The organism is Alicyclobacillus acidocaldarius subsp. acidocaldarius Tc-4-1, from assembly GCF_000219875.1.
Classification (GTDB): domain Bacteria; phylum Bacillota; class Bacilli; order Alicyclobacillales; family Alicyclobacillaceae; genus Alicyclobacillus; species Alicyclobacillus acidocaldarius_A.
This window is the reverse complement of record NC_017167.1, coordinates 86,800-104,293: the sequence shown is the minus strand read 5'-3', so window position 1 is coordinate 104,293 and position 17,494 is coordinate 86,800. Positions and strand designations below refer to the sequence as shown.

Here is a 17,494-nt window from a genome sequence, read left to right as displayed (position 1 = left end):
TTACACTCACCTTGAAGCCCATCCGCTTGAATATCCCGCATTGGAAAGGAGGGCCATCGTGGCCAAGGCCGCCGAAGCCGTGATCGCAGAGCGCATCGAGGAGAGGCGCTTTGCGCGAAGCCGGGTGTCGCTTCAACTCACCGGCGTCGCGATGATGGCGCCCGCGCTTCTCTTTCTGCTCGCGTTTGTCTTTGTGCCGATGGGCTACGCGGTGTACCTGAGCCTCTACCAGTCGACGCTGTACACACCGCAACCGGTGTTCGCCGGATTTGCCAACTACGCGCACCTGCTCGCCGCGCCCGACTTTTGGCAGGCGGCGTCGAACACGGTGTGGCTGGCGGTCGGCATGATGGCGCTGTCGCTACCCGCCGCGCTCCTCCTCGCCGTGCTCCTGAACCAGCGCATCCGAGGGCAGGCGATATTCCGAACGGCCATCTTCGGCCCGTACGTGATCCCGCTCGTGAGCTCAGGCCTCATCTTTTCGCTGCTCTTCTCCACGGACGGAGGACCGGTGAATCTGGCCCTGCAGCGCCTCGGCCTGGCGCCGGTCAACTGGCTCGGCCAAGGGCGCACTGCGCTTCTGTCCGTGCTCATCCTCACCGCGTGGCAGTTCACCGGATATTACGCCATCATCTTCCTGGCTGGGTTGCAGAGCGTGCCGACGTCCCTGATGGAGGCGTGCCAGGTGGACGGCGGCGGGCGCTGGCAGGTGTTTCGGCACGTGACGCTGCGCGCGCTCGGGCCAAGCCTGTTTTTCGCCGTCGTCATCTGCCTCATCCAGACGTTCCAGACCTTCGATCAGGTGTACGTCATGACGGGAGGCGGTCCAGACGGCGCGACCACCACGTTTGCCTACTACATCTTCGAGAAAGGCTTTCAGGCGTTCAATATCGGGGAGTCTTCGGCGGCAAGCGTCATTCTGATCCTGGTGCTCGCGTGCCTCTCGTACCTGCAGATGCGCCTCGGCCGCCGATGGGTGGTGGAGGAATCGTGAAGGCGAACCCCCTGCTGAAGGGCGTCTCGTACGCGCTGTTGACCATCGCGGCCTTGCTCTGCCTGGCGCCCGTGTACTGGATGATCCGCACGTCGCTCATGCCGACGAGCAGTCTCTTGTCCTCCGCGCTGTGGCCCGCGCACCCCGCGTGGAGCAACTTCGCCGCCGCGTGGCGCGCCCAGCCGTTCCTCCTCTACCTGTGGAACAGCGTGTTCACCAACGGCGCCATCGTCGCGCTGCAGGTCGTCACGTCTTCGCTCGCCGCGTACGCGCTCGTCTTCATCCCGCTCCGCGGCAAGCGCTGGCTGTTCTTCGCCGTGCTCGTGGCCATGATGGTGCCCATGCAGGCGACGTTCGTTCCCGTCTACACCATGCTGTCCGCGGTGCATCTCATCAACACCTACGGCGCGCTCATCCTGCCGTACGCCGGATCAGCCTTCGGTATCTTCCTCATGCGCCAAGGCTTTCTGACGCTGCCACGGGACATCGTCGACGCCGCGCGGGTGGACGGCGCGAGCGAGTGGTGGATTTTGACGCGCATCGTCCTGCCGAACAACAAGCCGACCATCGTGACGCTCGTGTTGCTGAACTTTGTCTACCACTACAACAGCCTGTTCTGGCCGCTCGTGGCCACCAACTCCACCAACATGCGCGTGGTGCCCGTGGCGCTGTCGTACTTCCTGACCCAGGACGCCGGCCAGACGTTGCAGTGGAACTACGCGATGGCGTTTGACATCTTCGCCATCGCGCCCGTCGTCATCCTGTTCCTCATCGGCCAGCGCTACTTCGTCCAGGGCGTGGCCCAGACGGCCGTGAAGGGATAAACACGGCGCCCGCTCGAGGCGCATACATTGGGAGGGAAAACATGAAGCGAGATCGACTGTGGAAATCCGGCGCGCTCCTGGCGCTCGGACTCGTGGCAACGGGGTGCGGCACCGCCGCAAACGGCGGCGGGCAGACAGCGACGAGTGCCAGCCAGGCAGCGGCATCCAGTCAGCCCGTGACCATCACCTTCTGGTACGGCGTCGGCACGACGCTCAGCCAAGACATTCAGCAGATGGTGCAGCAGTTCAACAAGACCCACCCCGGCATCAAGGTCGTGGCCACGTACCAGGGCAGCTACTCCGGCGGCGGCGAGGAACAGCAGAAGCTGCTCGCGGCCATCAAGGCGGGCGATCCGCCCACCATCGCGCAGATTGAAGTGCACGCGATGCCGGTGTTCGCGGCGAGCGGGCAATTGCTCGATCTCACCAACCTAATGCAGTCGTCGAGCATCGACAAGCCGTCCAACTTCCTGCCGGGTATCCTCGTCTCGACGCAGTACCAGGGCCGGTACTATGGGGTGCCGTTCAATCGGAGCGTTCCGGTGCTCTACTACAACAAGACGCTCTTCGCGAAGGCGCACATCGCCTCGCCGCCTTCCAACTGGACCGAACTCGCGGCGGACGCGAAGAAGCTCACGAGCGGGGCCGGATCGAACAAAATCTACGGCTTCGAGCCGCTCGTCGACTGGTGGCCGTGGGAGTACGCGGTGGAGTCCGGCGGCGGCTCCATTCTGTCGGCCGATTTGAAGCGCGCCACGTTCGACCAGCCGCCCGCGCTCTCCATCCTGGAGACGGAGCAGTCGCTCGTGAAGCAGGGCTACGCGAAGGTGGAGACGGGGCCGAACTACTGGGACCTCATGACGCAGGACTTCATCAACGGCCAGGTGGCCATGGACATCGACTCCATCGGCAGCGCGGGCAAGGTGACCAAGGGCGTGGGCGACAAGTTCCAGTGGGGCACCGCGCTCCTGCCGCGCAGCAAGACGCTCGCGGTCCCGCCGGGCGGTGGCGATCTCGCCATCTTCAAGGACGCCACACCTGCGCAGCAGAAAGCCGCGTGGACGTTCATTCAGTGGTGGACCTCGCCCAAGCAGTCGGTCCAATGGTCCACCGAGACCGGCTACCTGCCTGTGCAAAAGGCGGACTTGAAGGATCCCGTCTACCAGGCATATCTGAAGCAGCACCCGCAGTACCGGACCGCCATCGAGGAGCTTCAGTACGAGCATCCTTCGCCGGCGTCCCCCGCGTACCTGGCCGTGTTGCAGCCGGTGCAACAGGCGCTGCAAGGCATCTTCGACGAGGGTAAGCCCGTCGCAGCCACCATGCATCAGGCCGCAGAAGCCGCCGATCAAAATCTCGGATGATGACCGCGCTGGATGGCAAGGAGGTTTTCGCATGATCCGAGAACTCCTGATGCGCGACGACACGCTCTATATCGCCCACCGCGGCGCGTCCGCCGAGTGCCCGGAGAACACGCTGCCCGCCTTCGTGCGGGCGGCGGAGTTGGGCGCCGACATGATTGAGCTCGACGTCCGCCTGACGGGCGACGGCGGCGTCGTGGTCCTGCACGATCCGACGGTCGACCGGACGACCGACGGCAGCGGCCTGATAGCCGACATGCGGCTCTCAGATTTGCGCAAGCTCGACGCCGGATCGTGGTTTGACGCCCGCTTTCGCGGCACGCTCATCCCCACGCTCGACGAGGTGTTCGCGACCGTGCCGAACATGTGCCTGAACATCGAACTGAAGACGAGTCCCGTCGCGCACACCCGCCAGCTCATCCGCCGCGTGCTTGGCGCTATCTACCGCCACAACGCGCGGGATCGCGTCCTCCTCTCCTCCTTCGATCACGCCGCGCTGGCCGAAATCCGCCGCTTCGACCGCGACATCGCCCTCGGCGTGCTCTTTACCGGGCGCCTGCTCGAGCCCATTCAGCTCGCGGAGCGCCTCGGCGCGCAGAGCCTCCACCCCGACATCGAACACCTGGATCCGCTGTTTGTGGCCGAGGCCAAAGCCCACCACCTCGCCGTGTACGCGTGGACCGCGAAGGACGAGATGGCCGTGAACCGGGCGCTTGCGTGCCGGGTGTCTGGCATCATTCTGGACGATCTCCGGCTGAGGCAAACCGTCACCAAGGCTGTCCCGTCGCCCACGCCGCCCTCCGCGTGATGGCAGGGGAGAGATTTGTTACAATCGGATCACCATTTCACAGAGGGAGCGATGCGCGTGAACAAAGGTCGGCTTCGGCTCAGGCTGACCGCCACGCTGGCACCCGCCCTGCTTTTCTTGACGGCGTGCGGCCCGGCAAACGTCGCGCCCCAAAACGCGGTGAACAGCGCACCTGCCCATGGCAAGTCGACAGGCGCCGCGCCCTCGAAAGGCGTCGCTTCCATCGCGGCGTCCGCCAGCCAATTCACCTGGATTGGGGAGCCCGGGGCCGGATCGGCGCCGTGGGTGAAGGCGATTAGTCGGGCGCGCCAGCGCGTGGATTACAACGTCTATCTGCTCACCGACGAAAACATCGCCAACGCGCTCAAGCAGGCCGCCGCGCGCGGCGTGGCGGTGCGCGTCATCCTGGACAGCCACCCCTACGACTTCCCGGACGCTGTCTCGAAGGAACTCGCGATGTTCCGCGGCTCGAAGGTGCAGGTGAAGACGTGGTCGCCCTCCGCGACGAGCTACGATCACGCCAAGTACCTGGTCGTGGACGGGCGCGTCGCCATTGTCGGCTCGGCCAACGCCACGTATTCGGCTCTCGATGGCGGCGCCAACCTCGAGGACAACGTCGAGATCGACGGCGGCATCCTCCCAGCCGATCTCGACGCCCTGTTCCAGGCGGACTGGTCGGGCCGCCCACGGCCGAGCCTCCCGCCCGCGCTCATTGTGTCGCCGGGATCGGCTGAGGCGCTCGCCAATCAGATCCGCCAGCCCGGCCCGGTCATGATGGCCGAGGAGGAGCTGTACGACGCCCCGGACGTCATGGCAGCCATGGAGGCGAAAGGCCGCCAGCTCGAGCTCTTGCTCCCGTCCTCCATCGACAGCGAGGAGATGGCGAACGCGCGCATGCTCGCGAACCACGGCGTGCAGGTGCGCCTTCTGTCGTCGCCTTACGTGCACGCGAAACTCATTGCGGGCACGGAGGCCGTCTTCGTCGGCAGCGAGAACCTCTCCGCCAACTCGCTCAACGACAACCGGGAGGTCGGCATGGTCGTCACCCAGCCCCTCGTGCGTGCGCAGGCAGAGGCATGGTTTTCCCATTATTGGCAGAAGGCACAGCCGTTGTCGAGCGCATCCGGGACGTCCGACACCTGGACATCCGGAAGCGGGAAGTCCGCGAGCTCAGGCAGGACATATCCCTACTTGCCGCTCGGGATTTCCGAGTCGGAGGCGCGGGCGAAGTGGGGACCGCCGTCGTCCATCTCGTCCACCACGTACCACGGCAGGCCCGAGACCGTCTGGACGTATCCGAACGGCGCGCGGCTGTACTTCCAGGACGGCAAGCTGGTGCACGTCTCGCGATGACACCGGCGCACGGCGAAAAGGCCCAGGACCCTAGACAACCCTGGGCCTTTCCCTTGCGCGTCAGGCACGCGCCGCCTGCCCATCACGCCTCGCGCTTTGCGATCTGCCGCGCCACGTGCACGCCGCACGAGGCCGCCTGCGAGATTCCGCGCGAGATGCCCGGACCGTCGCCCGCGCAGTACAACCCGTCGATCTTCGTCTGCAGATCCGGCCCCACCTCGGCGCGCGCAGCGTAGAACTTCGCCTCCACGCCGTAGAACAGCGTGTGATCGCTCGCGACGCCAGGCGCCACCTTGTCGAGCGCCTCCATCATCTCCATCAGCGCGACCATCGTCTTGTACGGCAGCACCAGGCCGAGATCGCCCGGTACGGCCTCCTTGAGCGTCGGCTCCACAAACCCTTCGCGAATGCGCTGAGGGGTGGATCGGCGGCCCTTGCGCAGATCGCCGTATTTCTGCAGGATGATGGACCCGTTCGACAGCTCGTTCGCGTGCCGGCAGATGCTCTTGGCGAACTCGTTCGGCTTGTCGAACGGCTCGGTGAACCGATGGCTGACGAGAAGCGCAAAGTTCGTGTTCTGCGATCCCAGCGCCGGATCGTGATACGCGTGGCCGTTGGCCGCCATGACGCCCGTGTGGTTTTCAATCACGACGTGGCCGGACGGGTTCGCGCAGAACGTCCGCACCATGAGGCCGGTCGCAGGCGACTGGAACAGGAACTTGGCCTCGTACAGGTGCTCGTTCAACTCCTGCATGACCACGTTCGACGTCTCCACGCGCACGCCGATGTCCACCTGGTTGTTGGTCATCTTGAGCTTGTGGCGACGGAACAAGTCGGACAGCCACGTCGCCCCGTCCCGCCCCGGCGCGAGCAGCACGTACCGGCTTCGGACCATCTCGCCCCCGCGCAGGATCACGCCGCCGACGCGATCGCCCTCCACCACAATGTCCTCGACGAAGGTGCGAAACCGGAGATCGATGTGACGGCCGAGGTGCTCGAACAGCGACTGGATGAGCTCCAGGTTCTTGTCGGTGCCGATGTGGCGGACTCGCGCGCGAAGCAACTTGAGCCCGGCAGCCATGGCCCGCCGCTCGATGGCAGCCACGGCGGGCGTGGACGGATCCGTCACGGCGTCGGGTGCCCCGTGCCGAAGGTTGATGGCGTCCACATACTCGATGAGCCCGAGCACCTCGCTCGCGGGCAGGTACTCCGTCAGGTAGCCGCCGTATTCGGCGGTAATGTTGAACTTGCCGTCCGAAAAGCTCCCCGCGCCGCCCGCGCCGTTGATGACGCCGCACGCGGGCCAGCAGCTCGCGTACGTCTTGATCTTGTTGGGCGGCGGGCACTTGTCGATCCGCCCCTCCATGATGGGGCAGTGGCGAAACCGCGCCTCCACGCCCTTGTCGATGAGCAGCACCTTGAGCTTCGGCGCCTTCTCCACCAACTCGTAGGCGGCGTAGAGTCCGGCGGGCCCCGCGCCCACGATGATCACGTCGTAGTGCTCAGCCATGCGAAATCCTCCTCGTTATCGCGGCCTGAGGCGAACCGTTTCGCCCCCCGTGATCCGAACGTTCATTGTATATAAAGACAAAACGTTCGCCAAGGAGATTGCGCCACCCTCTTGACACCGAACACATGTTCGCATATTCTGGACTCAAGATGCTGGGGAGGCGAGATCACGTGAAGCGCGTCTATCTGTCCGGTCCCATGACAGGGCTCCCGCACGGGAATCGTCCGGCGTTCCTGGAGGCAGCAAAGGCGCTCCGAGCGCGGGGCCTTGAGGTCATCAACCCGGCCGAGTATGGTTCGCCCGAAGACGATTGGTATGCCGCCATGCGCCGCGACATCCGCATGCTCATGGATGCGGACGCCGTCGTGACCCTTCCCGGATGGGAACGCTCGCGCGGCGCCCGACTGGAAGTGTACGTGGCATGCCAATTGAACATGCCCGTCTATACGCTTACCGCTTGTCTTCGCGCGGCGGAAGAGGACCTGGCGAAGGCGCCCGCCATCCAGCTTTCGCTCGAACTGTGACACCGAGGCGCCGGGGCGGAGCACTGCGCCGCTGAACGCTTGCCTCACGGGCCCGTGGCGCGCATCAGGCCCTCCACGTCCGGGTGAAAGTAGTGCTTGCGGCAGACGGATTTGTAGAGATCGTTCCCGCCGACTTCAATCTGCTCGCCCTCGTACACCGGGCGCCCGTCCTTGACCTTGAGAATCATCGTCGCCTTGCGGTCGCAGCCGGGATGCGCGCAGATGGTCTTGATCTCTTCTATCCGGTCCGCCCACAGGATGGCCGCCTCACTGCCCTCGAATAGGCGGTTGCGGTAGTCCTTGAGCAGGCCGTACATGATCACGGGAATGTCGAGATCGTCCGCCACGCGCGCCAGCTGCTGCACGTGATAGGCGCGGAGAAACTGAACCTCGTCCACCAGCACACAGTCGGGCATCTGCGCGCGCACGCTCTCGAAGAGGTCAGTGTCCTCCTCGACGACGAGGGCCTGCTTCGAAATGCCCACCCGGGATGCGATGACGCCGCGCCCGTACCGGTCGTCGATGGCAGGCGTAAAAGCGCCACCTTTTGCCCTGCTCCTCGTAGCTGTGCGCAACGGTCAACAGTTGGATGGACTTGCTGGCGTTCATCTGCCCAAAGCGAAAGTACAACTTCGCCACGTGTATCCCTCTTTCTGGCTCCCGGGAGCACAGGATGGCGCGGATTCATTCGTCCTCGAGCGCGTACCAGGCATCGCGCGGAATGCCGGCCATGTCGAGCGAGGCGCTCCAAAGCTCGCGCGCTGCGGCGAGATCGCGAGAAGCCGGGGACGAATTCATGACGACGGGATATCCCCGAGATCCCCGGTCAGGACCGACGTACTCGCCGCCCTCGAGGTCCGGATGCGTAGCGGCGTACAGCGTAGGAAGCGCGCCCATCTCGCTCGGCTGAGCAAAGCGGTTCACCACCCGAGCCAGCGGCTTGGCCCAGGAACTCTTCAGCATGCCGTTTTCCACGAGGGACGTTGCGGCAAACCCGGGATGGCACGCGATGCTCTTCAAGGGGAGTCCGCGGCGCTTGAGGCGCCGGTCAAGCTCGTAGGCAAAGAGGAGATTCGCGAGTTTGCTCTGCGCGTAGCTCTGGAATCGCCTATAGCGCCCACTCCCGCGCACGTACGCGAGATCGAGGCGCTTCGCCATCTGATGCGCCATGCTGCTTACGGTCACCACGCGCGCGCCCGTGGTCCCGGCGAGAATCGGGAGCAACTGAAGCGTGAGCGCGAAGTGGCCGAGGTGATTGGTACCGAACTGAAGCTCATAGCCCTGGCGCGTGGTGCCGTATGAGGTGGCCATCACGCCCGCATTGTTGATCAGCAGGTCGAGCGGCCGGCCGTCCGCCACGAGCGCCTCCGCGAACGACCGAACGCTGTCGAGATCGGCCAGATCCAACAGGCGCACGTCCACCTCCGCGCTCGGCACCTCCGCCAGGATGCGGGCCTTGGCGTCTTCGCCGCGCCCGCGGTTGCGGACCGCAAGCGTGACCCGCGCGCCGCGCTTCGCCAGCCAACGCGCCGCCTGCCAACCGATGCCGCTATTCGATCCCGTGATGACGGCCCACTTCCCCTTGAGATTCGGAATCTGATCCGCCGTCCATGCCACACGCATCCCCCCGCGCCAGCCGATGTCTATCCCTCATACTACTCCATCGGCGGGAATCGGGATAGACTGAAGACCTGGAGGTGTTCCGGTGAACGACTGGCTAGAGTGGGTGTTGTGGGCGATTGTGGCGGTTTCGGCCTTGTCGGGCTTGCGGCGCGGATTTGAACGAGAGTCGCGGAGGCTTGTACAGACCGCGGCATTTGTCGCCGAGGTGGTCGCCTCGTCCGCATCCGCCTTTGCGGCGAGCCGCTCCATCCGCAACTTCGTCCTGGAGGATGGCCAGCGCGCTTTTGTGCCAGGCTGGCTAGCGCATCTCGCCGCGTTTTGGCAGCAATCTCCGAGGCTGTGCAACTGGATAGCGTTTCTCGCCGCGTATCTCATCGTCTCGTCCGCCATCGGAGCGCTGCTCGCGCCACTTTTCGCCAGGTGGATCCGGCCGCGGGGACGCGTCCGCGCCTTGAGCCGCGCCGGCGGGCTCGTGGTCGGCGGCGCGCTCGGCGCCGTTCGCGCCGCGGCCGCCGGCGCTTGCGTGTTTCTCGTTCTCCAGTACGTCTCGGCGCCGGCCCTCGCGCGAGCCGCCCAGGCGTCGCCCGCGTACCGCTGGCTTTCGCATCACGTCTACACGCCATGGCTTCGGCCCGTCGCGGAGCGGGAAATGCCGATTTTGGCCAAAGGTGCGGCGCAGACCGTGGCAGCCGATATCTCTCTGTTCGTCGTGCCCACGGGCCCCGGCGAGGAGACAGGCATCCTGGTCGTTCCAAAGCCGGTGGCCGAAAAAGCCCTTGCCATCACGCGCGGCTTAACCTCTCCGTACGCCAAGGCGCGCGCCTTGTACGAGTGGGAGATCCACCACATCCACTACGACTGGAAGAAATATGACGACTATGTCTACGATGGCAAATGGGACGCTCAGTCCCCGCTCACCACGCTCGAGACCGGAAAGGGCGTGTGCGCCGACTACGCGCTCCTCTATGCGGACATGGCGCATGCCGTGGGTCTGACCGTGCGCATCGACGAGGGCGTGGCGGTGACCGGCGGGGTGGAAGGGTCCCACGCGTGGAACGAGGTGTGGATTCCGAACCAAGACCGGTACATCCTGGTGGACCCCACCTGGGGCTCCGCCCAGGACGCGTGGTTTGACGTGCCGCCCACCCTGTTCGACGAGACGCACAAGCTCACCACGCGCATCACCATCTACGCGTCCACCTGAATCGGCTCGTGCTTGAGGGGCAGGCGCATGCGGATGTGCGTGCCCTGAGGGCTGGACTGGACCACGCCCACCGTCCCGCCGTGCGCGATGGCGATGAGGCCGCAGAACGTGAGCCCAAGGCCCAGCCCGCCCTTTTTCGTGGAACTGTACGGAACAAAAATCCGGTCCCAGCGGTCCCGCGGGATCCCGACGCCGCTGTCGATCACGTCGATGTGCAGCTCTTCGGCTTCTATTCTCACCGTCACGTCCACCTCGCGCCGGGCGCGATCGTCCGGAATGGCGTCAATGGCGTTTCTCACGAGGTTCACGATGGCGCCAAACAGCTTGTCTTCATCCACATCGAGGTACACGTGCCGATGTCCGGTCTCGTTTCGAAACGAGAGCTTCACATGGCGGGCCTGGGCCATGGACGAACACAGGCCAACGGCGTCCGACACCAGCCGCACCACGTCGCGGCGCCTCACGGTCAGCATGCCGTTGCGCAAGAACGCCGTGAAGTCTCGTGCGATTCGATTCGCGTATTCAGAAGCGGATCGCATCCGCTCGAGGATCTCGCGCGCCTTCTCTCCGAGGTTCGGCTCGATCCTCGGCAAGAGCTCCGCCATCTGCCGCATGGCGGCGAGCGGCGTGCCGAGCTCGTGCACCAGCGCCTGGGTAGCCATCACGAGGTAATCGACGCCCCTGCCGCGCTCCCGGCGCGTGAGTTCGCGCAAATATTCCACCAGCTTCTCCGACATCTCGTTCACGTGCGCGGCGAGCACGCCAATCTCGTCCGATCGCGCCACCTCGACGTGCGCCGCGAAATTCCGGTCGGCAATTTCGTCCACCGCCTCGGTGATGCGCTTGAGCGGGCGCGTGATGAGCTCCGCGCCGACGAACGAGAGCACGCCAGTCAGCACGAGGAGCGCCCCGCCCAGAATGGCCATGTCGTGCAGAAGATCCGCCAGTTGTGCCGTGATGAGGTGGTAGTTCATCACGATCTCGACGACGTATCGACTCCCCTGCTCCGACTCGGGGATGAACGCCTTCATCACCGTCGTGCCGTCGATGTGATCGAGGGCCGTCTGCATGTGGCCCGTGGACAAAGCGCGGTCTTTGAGCTTGACGTCGAGGTCGTGATCGGCATACCGATAGGCGCCGTACATGACGGGCTGATTGGCGATATCGATCCAGGAGAGGCCCTTGTACGAGTAACGAATCGGCTTTTCGTCAAAGGTCTTGTTCAGCACGGCGATGGACAGGATGTCAGGCTCGGTCGCCAGGATGTGGCGGATGGTGCTGTTGACGCTGACCACCTGTTCGTAGCCGGGGATGGACGTCTGGACGTAAAACGGATCGATGATGTAGTCCGTCGTGCCGTCGTAGTAGTAGCCCCACTTGTCGACCTTGGACGGATCGGAGGCGGCGTTGGCGAAGGGCCCGGACCAGTAGTTTTTCTCTGCGGTGCCGTACGTGGACGCTTGGGGCCTTCCGGCGAGAAGATCGCGGAAAGCGATGTACCATTTGCCCATGCCGCGCGTGGAAAGGCCAATCTCGCGCGGATCCGACGAGCGCACGCCCACGATGTCGTCGGCCGTGGGCGCGAGAAGCGTGATGCCGCTCACGCCGAGCTCTGCGGATAACTGGCGCAACTGAGCGTTGGTCACGTCCCGCCAGTGGGGCCGGAGTTGCTTTTCAATCGCGATGGAGGCGATGCGCAGCTCGTTGCCGAGGAGGTTGTCGATGTAGGCTTGCCCGGCCTCGCTCGACTCGACCTCGAGCTCAATCTGTTGCGCGAGGAGCTGCGCCTGCTTGTCCGCGCTCTTGAGCATCTGCTGCCTGGCGACGCTGTAAAACAGCGTCCCGCCGAGCGCGAGGACCACGAGCATGGCGCCAAAGAGGATGGCGATGATCTTGTAGCGCAGCGAAAAGCGCACGCGGGGATGAACGTTGACCTGCATGCTGTCCCGCCTTTACGCGTGCTTTCTCGTGCAGGTGCGAATGATGTGGGCGAGTTCCGCCGTGGCGGTGGCGACGTCATCGTTGAAGATGAGGAAATCGAACTGATCCGACAGCGACTCCTCGTACTTGAGACGCTGCATGCGGATGCGTATGTCTTCCTCTTTGTCGCCGCGGTGGTGAAGCCTTCCTTCGAGATCGTCGAGGCACGTCGGGCGGACGTAGATCAGGATGACGCGATCGCCAAACACGCGCTTCATGTTGAGCGCGCCGTTTACGTCGATGTCCTTGATGATCATGCGGCCCTCGTTGAGGGCCCGCTCGTAACTCAACAGGTGCGTGCCGTACAAGTTCCCATGGATGGTTTCGTACTCGAGGAATTCGCCCCGCTCGGCCATGCGCATGAACTCTTCGCGGGACACGAAGTAGTAGGGATTGCCGTTCGTCTCACCCGGCCGCATCGGCCTCGTCGAAAACGACGGGATGAACGTAAGGCCGAGATCGTACCGATCCCGGAGCGCGTTGATGAGCGTGTTTTTTCCTGCTCCGGACGGCCCGGACAGGATGAAGAGCAGGCCCTTCGTATGCGTCTCCCCCTCTGGTTCGTAGGTCATGAGATCGGACAGCTTGCACGCGAGCGCGTCGCAAATTCGTTCTAACACCCGGAGATCCACGCGGGTGATGGCGTTTTTCTTCATGGCGTAAAGCGTGTTCTTGTTGACACCGGACCGTTTCACCAGGTCGGGAACTTTCCAGTTTCGCTCAGACAGGAGCCGATCCAGGTGAAAGCGAATTTGACTCACGGGCATCCGTCCCCGCACGCAAGTTTCTAATCAGTATACTGAGTTCAGAAGCAATTGTACAGGCATCGTTGGACAACGCGGCGATAGGCGCCGCGAAGGAAGGAGCGTTGCCCCATGACGGCGCTGGCTTGGGCCGCGGCCGTAAGTCTCGTGGCGTGGATCTTTCTGCTTGTCGGACGCGGCTTCTATTGGCGCACGGCGCTCTCCATGAATACCGCAAGAATGGCGGCCGAGGCGAGGGCGCCCGACGCGTGGCCGGCCGTGTGGGCCGTGGTGCCCGCGCGCAACGAGGCGGACGTCCTGTCGAGGACGCTTCCGACGCTTCTCTCGCAGGCGTATCCCGGTGAGTTCCACGTCGTGCTCGTGGACGATCACAGCACAGACGGCACGGCGGAGGTGGCCGAGCGCATTGCGGCGGAGCTTGGCCTGGCGGACCGGCTGCGCGTGGTGCGCGCGGATGCGCTTCCGCCCGGGTGGGCGGGCAAGGTGTGGGCCATGCAGAATGGGCTCAGGCACGTGCCGGACGATGCGGCGTACGTGCTGTTCACGGACGCGGACATCTCGCATGCACCGACGAGCGTCCAGGCCCTCGTGGCGCGGGCCGAGCGAGACGGGTTGGACCTCGTCTCGCTCATGGTCCGGCTCAGGGCCGAGAGCCCATGGGAAAAGCTCCTCATTCCGGCCTTCGTGTACTTCTTCGCGAAGCTGTACCCGTTCGCGTGGGTGTCCCACCCTAGGCGAAGGACCGCGGCCGCGGCGGGCGGATGCGTGCTCGTCCGGCGCCGCCTGTTGCCCATGCCCCCGGGCCTTGAGCCCATTCGCAATGCCGTGATCGACGACTGTGCGCTCGCTCGGCTCGTGGCGGATGGCGGCGGGCGCCTCTGGCTCGGGCTTGGCGACGACGTGGTGAGCGTGCGTGCCTACGGAAGCCTCGGCGAGATCTGGCGGATGATTGCGCGCACCGCGTTCGTGCAGCTGCGGTTTTCCGCCTGGCTGCTCGTGGGCACCGCCCTCGGCATGCTGCTCTTGTACGCCGTGCCCCCCATAGCTCTTATCGCCGGCCTCGCAGGTCTTCTGGCGGGCGCGCAGGGGGGACTCGACGCTTTGTGCCTTGGCGGAATCGCATACGCCATTCTCGCCGCGACCTTCGTGCCGATGCTCCGCTGGTACCACCTGTCGCCGGCGCGATCCGCCCTGCTTCCCGTGGCAGGCTTCCTGTACACGCTCATGACGCTCGATTCCGCCAGGCGGTTCTGGTTCCATACAGGAGATCACTGGAAGGGGCGGCCGTACGAAATGCGCCGCCCATAAGAGATGTTCATCGAAATGTCAACCTCAAACCGCTTTCACCATGCGCCGCTCTCTCCGCCCCTGGGCGAAAATTGAAAGAGAGTCTCATCGCGCGAGATGCATCACGCGTTCGGCGCCATAGCGCCGGACGGGAAAGGAGAGGACCGCGTTGGACGCTCGGCAACCTATCCGCCGGGGCACACCGCCCCAGCTTGCGACAGAAGCGCGGAATGCGGGCGAAGCGCGCGTGTACCACGCCTTTCTCCTGCGCAAGGCACCTTGGCCATGGCGGCGAGCGCTCTCCGCCGGCCTCAGCCTGTTTGCCGTGGTGGCGCTCGGCGCGCTGTTCCACCACCCAGCGGATGGGCTCCTGGCGTCCATTGGAGCCTTCACCGGCATCTATGCGACGGATTTGCCCGCCGTTCGACTTGCCGCCAAACTGGCCGCCGTCGGCCTGGGGCTCACAGCCTCCTTTGCCATTGGCGCCGCGACAAGCTTCAGCCCGTACGGGGGCGCCGCTGCACTCGCGTGCGTAGGAGCTGTCGCGACTTACGTCGCCGTCGCCCTCGCCATGGCGCCACCGGGGCCTTTCTTTTTGTGATGGCGGCCGCCATCGCGAGTGGACAGCCGCTGGGACATGCCATAGCCCCGTCCATAGCGCTCGTCCTCGCCGGAGCGGCCGTGGCCTGGTTGCTCTCCGTCCTCCTCGCCATCACGTGGCCTCGCCATGTGCCAGTGCACGCGAGCCGGTTTCGCCGCGTGAGCGCGCGGCGGATCGCCCCAATGTTGAGAAAGCATCTTCGAGTCCGCGATACGGCGTTCATGGGCGCCCTCCGGATGGCGGTCGGCCTCTTCGCCTCTGCCGTGATTGCGCACGCCATCGGCAGTCCTCGTAGTTATTGGGCGGCCGTCGGGTGCGCGGCGACCCTCGTCGGCATGACGGTGATGGGCACGTTGCACCGCGCCATCCAGCGCGCTTTGGGCAGCGCGCTCGGCGTCGTCCTCGCAGGTGCCATCTTGCGCGCCCATCCCCGCCCGATGGAGTTGGCGCTCGTGCTCTTCGCACTCCAGACCGTTGCTGAACTCCTCATTCCGCGAAACTACGGCCTCGCGGTCATCTTGATCACGCCGCTCGCCATTCTCATTGCCGAGACGGGACACGCCAGCCTCGGCGCGCCTGCCATCGTCCAGGCTCGGCTATGGGACACGCTGCTCGGCTGCGCCATTGCGCTCGCGCTCAGGCTCTTGTGGAGACTGCCGCGCGGCGCCTGAACCCCGCATAGGCGGCGTTCCCACCCGAACGTCTGCACCTCATCTCGACGCCTGTCCCTTTGTTTCGACATGTTTCGCTTTCCAATGCAGCCGCCATGCGCTACACTTCGACATGCATGGGGGATTGGCATCACTCGACATCTTGGCCGGCGCGGAAGAATCGGGGCTTCGTCCCGATTCTTTCTGTGCTTTTCAGGGGCTTGTCGACAACCCGCCCATGCGCCCAATCTCTCGTCGCGCAAAGGAGCGCTTGTTGCGTTGAACCACGTCTTTCGCCGCGCCTATCCCTATGCCCTACTCATCATCGGGATGACGGTGCCTTTTTGCGCAGCCTGGGGCCTGTACGGGCAAACCCACAGCCTTATCTGGATGCTCATCGCCGCCGCGTGCGCGCTCGAACTTTTTCCCCTTCATCTTCCCGGCGGGCGGCAGTGGTCCACGTCTGTCTTCTGTTACGTGTGGGCGGCCCATCAGTTTGGCTTCTGGGCGGCGAGCACCACCATCTTGTTCAGCGTCATCGCCGCATTCCTTCGTTCTGTCGAAGGCAAGCTCACAGGCACGCACTTGAGACACCTTCTCATCTCGCTCGGCGCGCGCCAACTCGCGCTCGTCCCAGCTTACGCCGTGCTTCACGACGCGCTTTCCCTGCCCTACCTGATTCGATCCGCCCTCGCCGCCGTCCTGTTCGAGCTCGTTCGCTTCGCCGCGCTCGCGTGCGGTCAAGGCGCCATGCGCCGACTCGGCTCGGCGATCGCGGCGCTTCGCAGCCTTCACCTAGTCGCGCTCATCATTCCCGCGTCGCTCGCCTCGCTTCTCTCCGCGCACGAAGCGGATTGGGCCGTCACGCTTCCCACCGCGGCGCTCTTGTTCAGCTTCCTCTGGCTATCCCGCGCCCACGCGCGCCTCGCCGACGAATGCGAGTCGGCGCGCCAAACGTACCGCGTCATCGCGGAACACTCGGCCGATCTCGTCCTCATCGCCGCGTCGAGCGGCGAAATCACCTTCGCGTCTCCCGGCTTCCTCGCCGCCGCCGGCTTCAGCCGCGAATCCTTCGTCGGCCGCTCCGTGTTCGATCTCGTCGCGCCCGAAGACTTCGCCCGCTTCGACGAGCTGTTCACGCCGGCCGGCGCAAACGGCCAGGAGCACGATTTGGCGCTCGAGATTGACGGTGTGCGCGTCGACGTCGCGCTGCGCCTCACCCTCATCCGTTCGGGCACGTCCCATTCCGCGAGCTACATCCTCCAGGCCCGCGACCTTTCGCCGCGCCTGCGCAGGGAAGCCGCCCGCCGTCGTGAGGAGCGGCTCGAAGCCGTCGGCCAGCTCGCCGCGAGCATCGCGCACGAGTTTCGCAACCCTTTGACGACCGTGATGGGTTTTGTGCAATTGTTTCGCTCACAGTTCGACGAGCTTGCGCCTGGCGCATACGAGGCCATCTGGGGCGAACTCGAGCGGATGAAGGACGTGATCGACGCCCTGATGGTGCTCGCCAGACCCGAGGCCGTCAAACCCATTCCGTGCAATCTCGCCGAGATGGCCCGCACCGCCGCCGGCGTGTGCGAACCGCTCGCCCTCGAACGAGGCGTGCCGGTCGATCTCGGGCCGCTGCCGCCGGCCCAGGTTTTCGGCCACCCAGGCCAATTGCGGCAAATGATGGTTCACCTCCTGCGAAACGCCATCGAGGCGGCCGCAGAAACGCGAGGACGGGTGGTTCTGTGGGTCACGGCGACGGAGGCCGAGGCCATCGTGCACATCCAGGACACGGGGCCCGGCATTCCGGACTCCGTGCTCGAGCACCTGGGCGAGCCGCTGTACCACACGAGGGAAAAGGGGACAGGCCTCGGGCTGATGGTGGCGCATCGCATCGTGCAACTGCACGGCGGCCAGATCCACTTGCGCCGCACCGAGGCGCCCACGGGCACAGTGGTGGAAGTGCACCTTCCGACGCTCCGGAGATGACTCGCTTTGCCACGCGCCTTTTCCGCACATTGGG

At 65.0% G+C, this 17,494-nt stretch carries 15 protein-coding genes and 1 pseudogene; 11 read left to right on the top strand and 5 right to left on the bottom strand.

Annotated features, from left to right (window positions below):
- The first annotated feature begins 58 nt into the window (after positions 1 to 58).
- The 5 genes from TC41_RS00440 to TC41_RS00420 are packed head-to-tail and all read left to right on the top strand — an operon-like array spanning position 59 to position 5,340.
- Complete coding sequence (locus tag TC41_RS00440) at positions 59 to 994, top strand: carbohydrate ABC transporter permease (protein ID WP_041694827.1); 936 nt, start codon at positions 59 to 61, stop codon at positions 992 to 994.
- Positions 991 to 1,818: a carbohydrate ABC transporter permease gene (locus tag TC41_RS00435; protein ID WP_014462992.1), complete on the top strand. Its 828-nt coding sequence runs from the start codon at positions 991 to 993 to the stop codon at positions 1,816 to 1,818. The genes TC41_RS00440 and TC41_RS00435 overlap by 4 nt, the downstream gene beginning before the upstream one ends.
- A 41-nt stretch (positions 1,819 to 1,859) precedes the next feature.
- Positions 1,860 to 3,182 carry an ABC transporter substrate-binding protein gene (locus TC41_RS00430; RefSeq protein WP_014462991.1) on the top strand — a complete coding sequence of 441 codons (1,323 nt, stop codon included), beginning with the start codon at positions 1,860 to 1,862 and terminating at the stop codon, positions 3,180 to 3,182.
- 31 nt (positions 3,183 to 3,213) lie between these two features.
- On the top strand, positions 3,214 to 3,987 hold the full coding sequence (locus TC41_RS00425) for a glycerophosphodiester phosphodiesterase (RefSeq protein ID WP_014462990.1): 774 nt from the start codon (positions 3,214 to 3,216) through the stop codon (positions 3,985 to 3,987).
- 51 nt (positions 3,988 to 4,038) lie between these two features.
- A complete protein-coding gene (locus tag TC41_RS00420) occupies positions 4,039 to 5,340 on the top strand; it encodes a phospholipase D-like domain-containing protein (RefSeq protein WP_014462989.1) in 1,302 nt (433 codons plus the stop codon).
- An 82-nt stretch (positions 5,341 to 5,422) separates the two neighbouring features.
- On the opposite strand, the gene TC41_RS00415 is transcribed toward TC41_RS00420, so the two are convergent.
- Positions 5,423 to 6,850: an NAD(P)/FAD-dependent oxidoreductase gene (locus TC41_RS00415; RefSeq protein WP_014462988.1), complete on the bottom strand. Its 1,428-nt coding sequence runs from the start codon at positions 6,848 to 6,850 to the stop codon at positions 5,423 to 5,425.
- Between the two features lie 170 nt (positions 6,851 to 7,020).
- On the opposite strand from TC41_RS00415, the gene TC41_RS00410 reads away from it, so the two are divergent.
- Complete coding sequence (locus tag TC41_RS00410; RefSeq protein ID WP_041695582.1) at positions 7,021 to 7,374, top strand: DUF4406 domain-containing protein; 354 nt, start codon at positions 7,021 to 7,023, stop codon at positions 7,372 to 7,374.
- Between the two features lie 44 nt (positions 7,375 to 7,418).
- On the opposite strand, the pseudogene TC41_RS00405 reads toward TC41_RS00410, so the two are convergent.
- A pseudogene (locus TC41_RS00405) lies at positions 7,419 to 8,013 on the bottom strand (thymidine kinase).
- Between the two features lie 45 nt (positions 8,014 to 8,058).
- Entirely contained in the window at positions 8,059 to 8,997 is a 939-nt protein-coding gene (locus TC41_RS00400; RefSeq protein ID WP_014462985.1) for an oxidoreductase, read from the bottom strand.
- A gap of 82 nt (positions 8,998 to 9,079) precedes the next feature.
- Between TC41_RS00400 and TC41_RS00395 the strand changes: the two genes are divergently transcribed.
- A complete protein-coding gene (locus tag TC41_RS00395; RefSeq protein WP_014462984.1) occupies positions 9,080 to 10,201 on the top strand; it encodes a transglutaminase-like domain-containing protein in 1,122 nt (373 codons plus the stop codon).
- Here TC41_RS00395 and TC41_RS00390 read toward each other — a convergent pair.
- Both TC41_RS00390 and gmk read right to left on the bottom strand, forming a co-directional pair.
- Positions 10,186 to 12,141 carry a sensor histidine kinase gene (locus TC41_RS00390; protein WP_014462983.1) on the bottom strand — a complete coding sequence of 652 codons (1,956 nt, stop codon included), beginning with the start codon at positions 12,139 to 12,141 and terminating at the stop codon, positions 10,186 to 10,188. The genes TC41_RS00395 and TC41_RS00390 overlap by 16 nt on opposite strands.
- 12 nt (positions 12,142 to 12,153) lie before the next feature.
- Positions 12,154 to 12,948: a guanylate kinase gene (gmk, locus tag TC41_RS00385; protein WP_014462982.1), complete on the bottom strand. Its 795-nt coding sequence runs from the start codon at positions 12,946 to 12,948 to the stop codon at positions 12,154 to 12,156.
- 108 nt (positions 12,949 to 13,056) lie between these two features.
- Here gmk and TC41_RS00380 point away from each other — a divergent pair, with 108 nt between their 5' ends.
- The 4 genes from TC41_RS00380 (at position 13,057) to TC41_RS00365 (ending at position 17,460) form a co-directional block, all read left to right on the top strand.
- A complete protein-coding gene (locus tag TC41_RS00380) occupies positions 13,057 to 14,253 on the top strand; it encodes a glycosyltransferase (RefSeq protein ID WP_014462981.1) in 1,197 nt (398 codons plus the stop codon).
- Positions 14,254 to 14,401: 148 nt separating this feature from the next.
- Positions 14,402 to 14,833, top strand: coding sequence for a hypothetical protein (locus TC41_RS16370; protein WP_014462980.1), 432 nt, complete (start codon positions 14,402 to 14,404; stop codon positions 14,831 to 14,833).
- Entirely contained in the window at positions 14,833 to 15,504 is a 672-nt protein-coding gene (locus TC41_RS16365; protein WP_158306702.1) for an FUSC family protein, read from the top strand. Before TC41_RS16370 ends, TC41_RS16365 begins: the two co-directional genes overlap by 1 nt.
- A gap of 258 nt (positions 15,505 to 15,762) precedes the next feature.
- Positions 15,763 to 17,460: a two-component system sensor histidine kinase NtrB gene (locus TC41_RS00365; RefSeq protein WP_014462978.1), complete on the top strand. Its 1,698-nt coding sequence runs from the start codon at positions 15,763 to 15,765 to the stop codon at positions 17,458 to 17,460.
- Positions 17,461 to 17,494 lie beyond the last annotated feature (34 nt).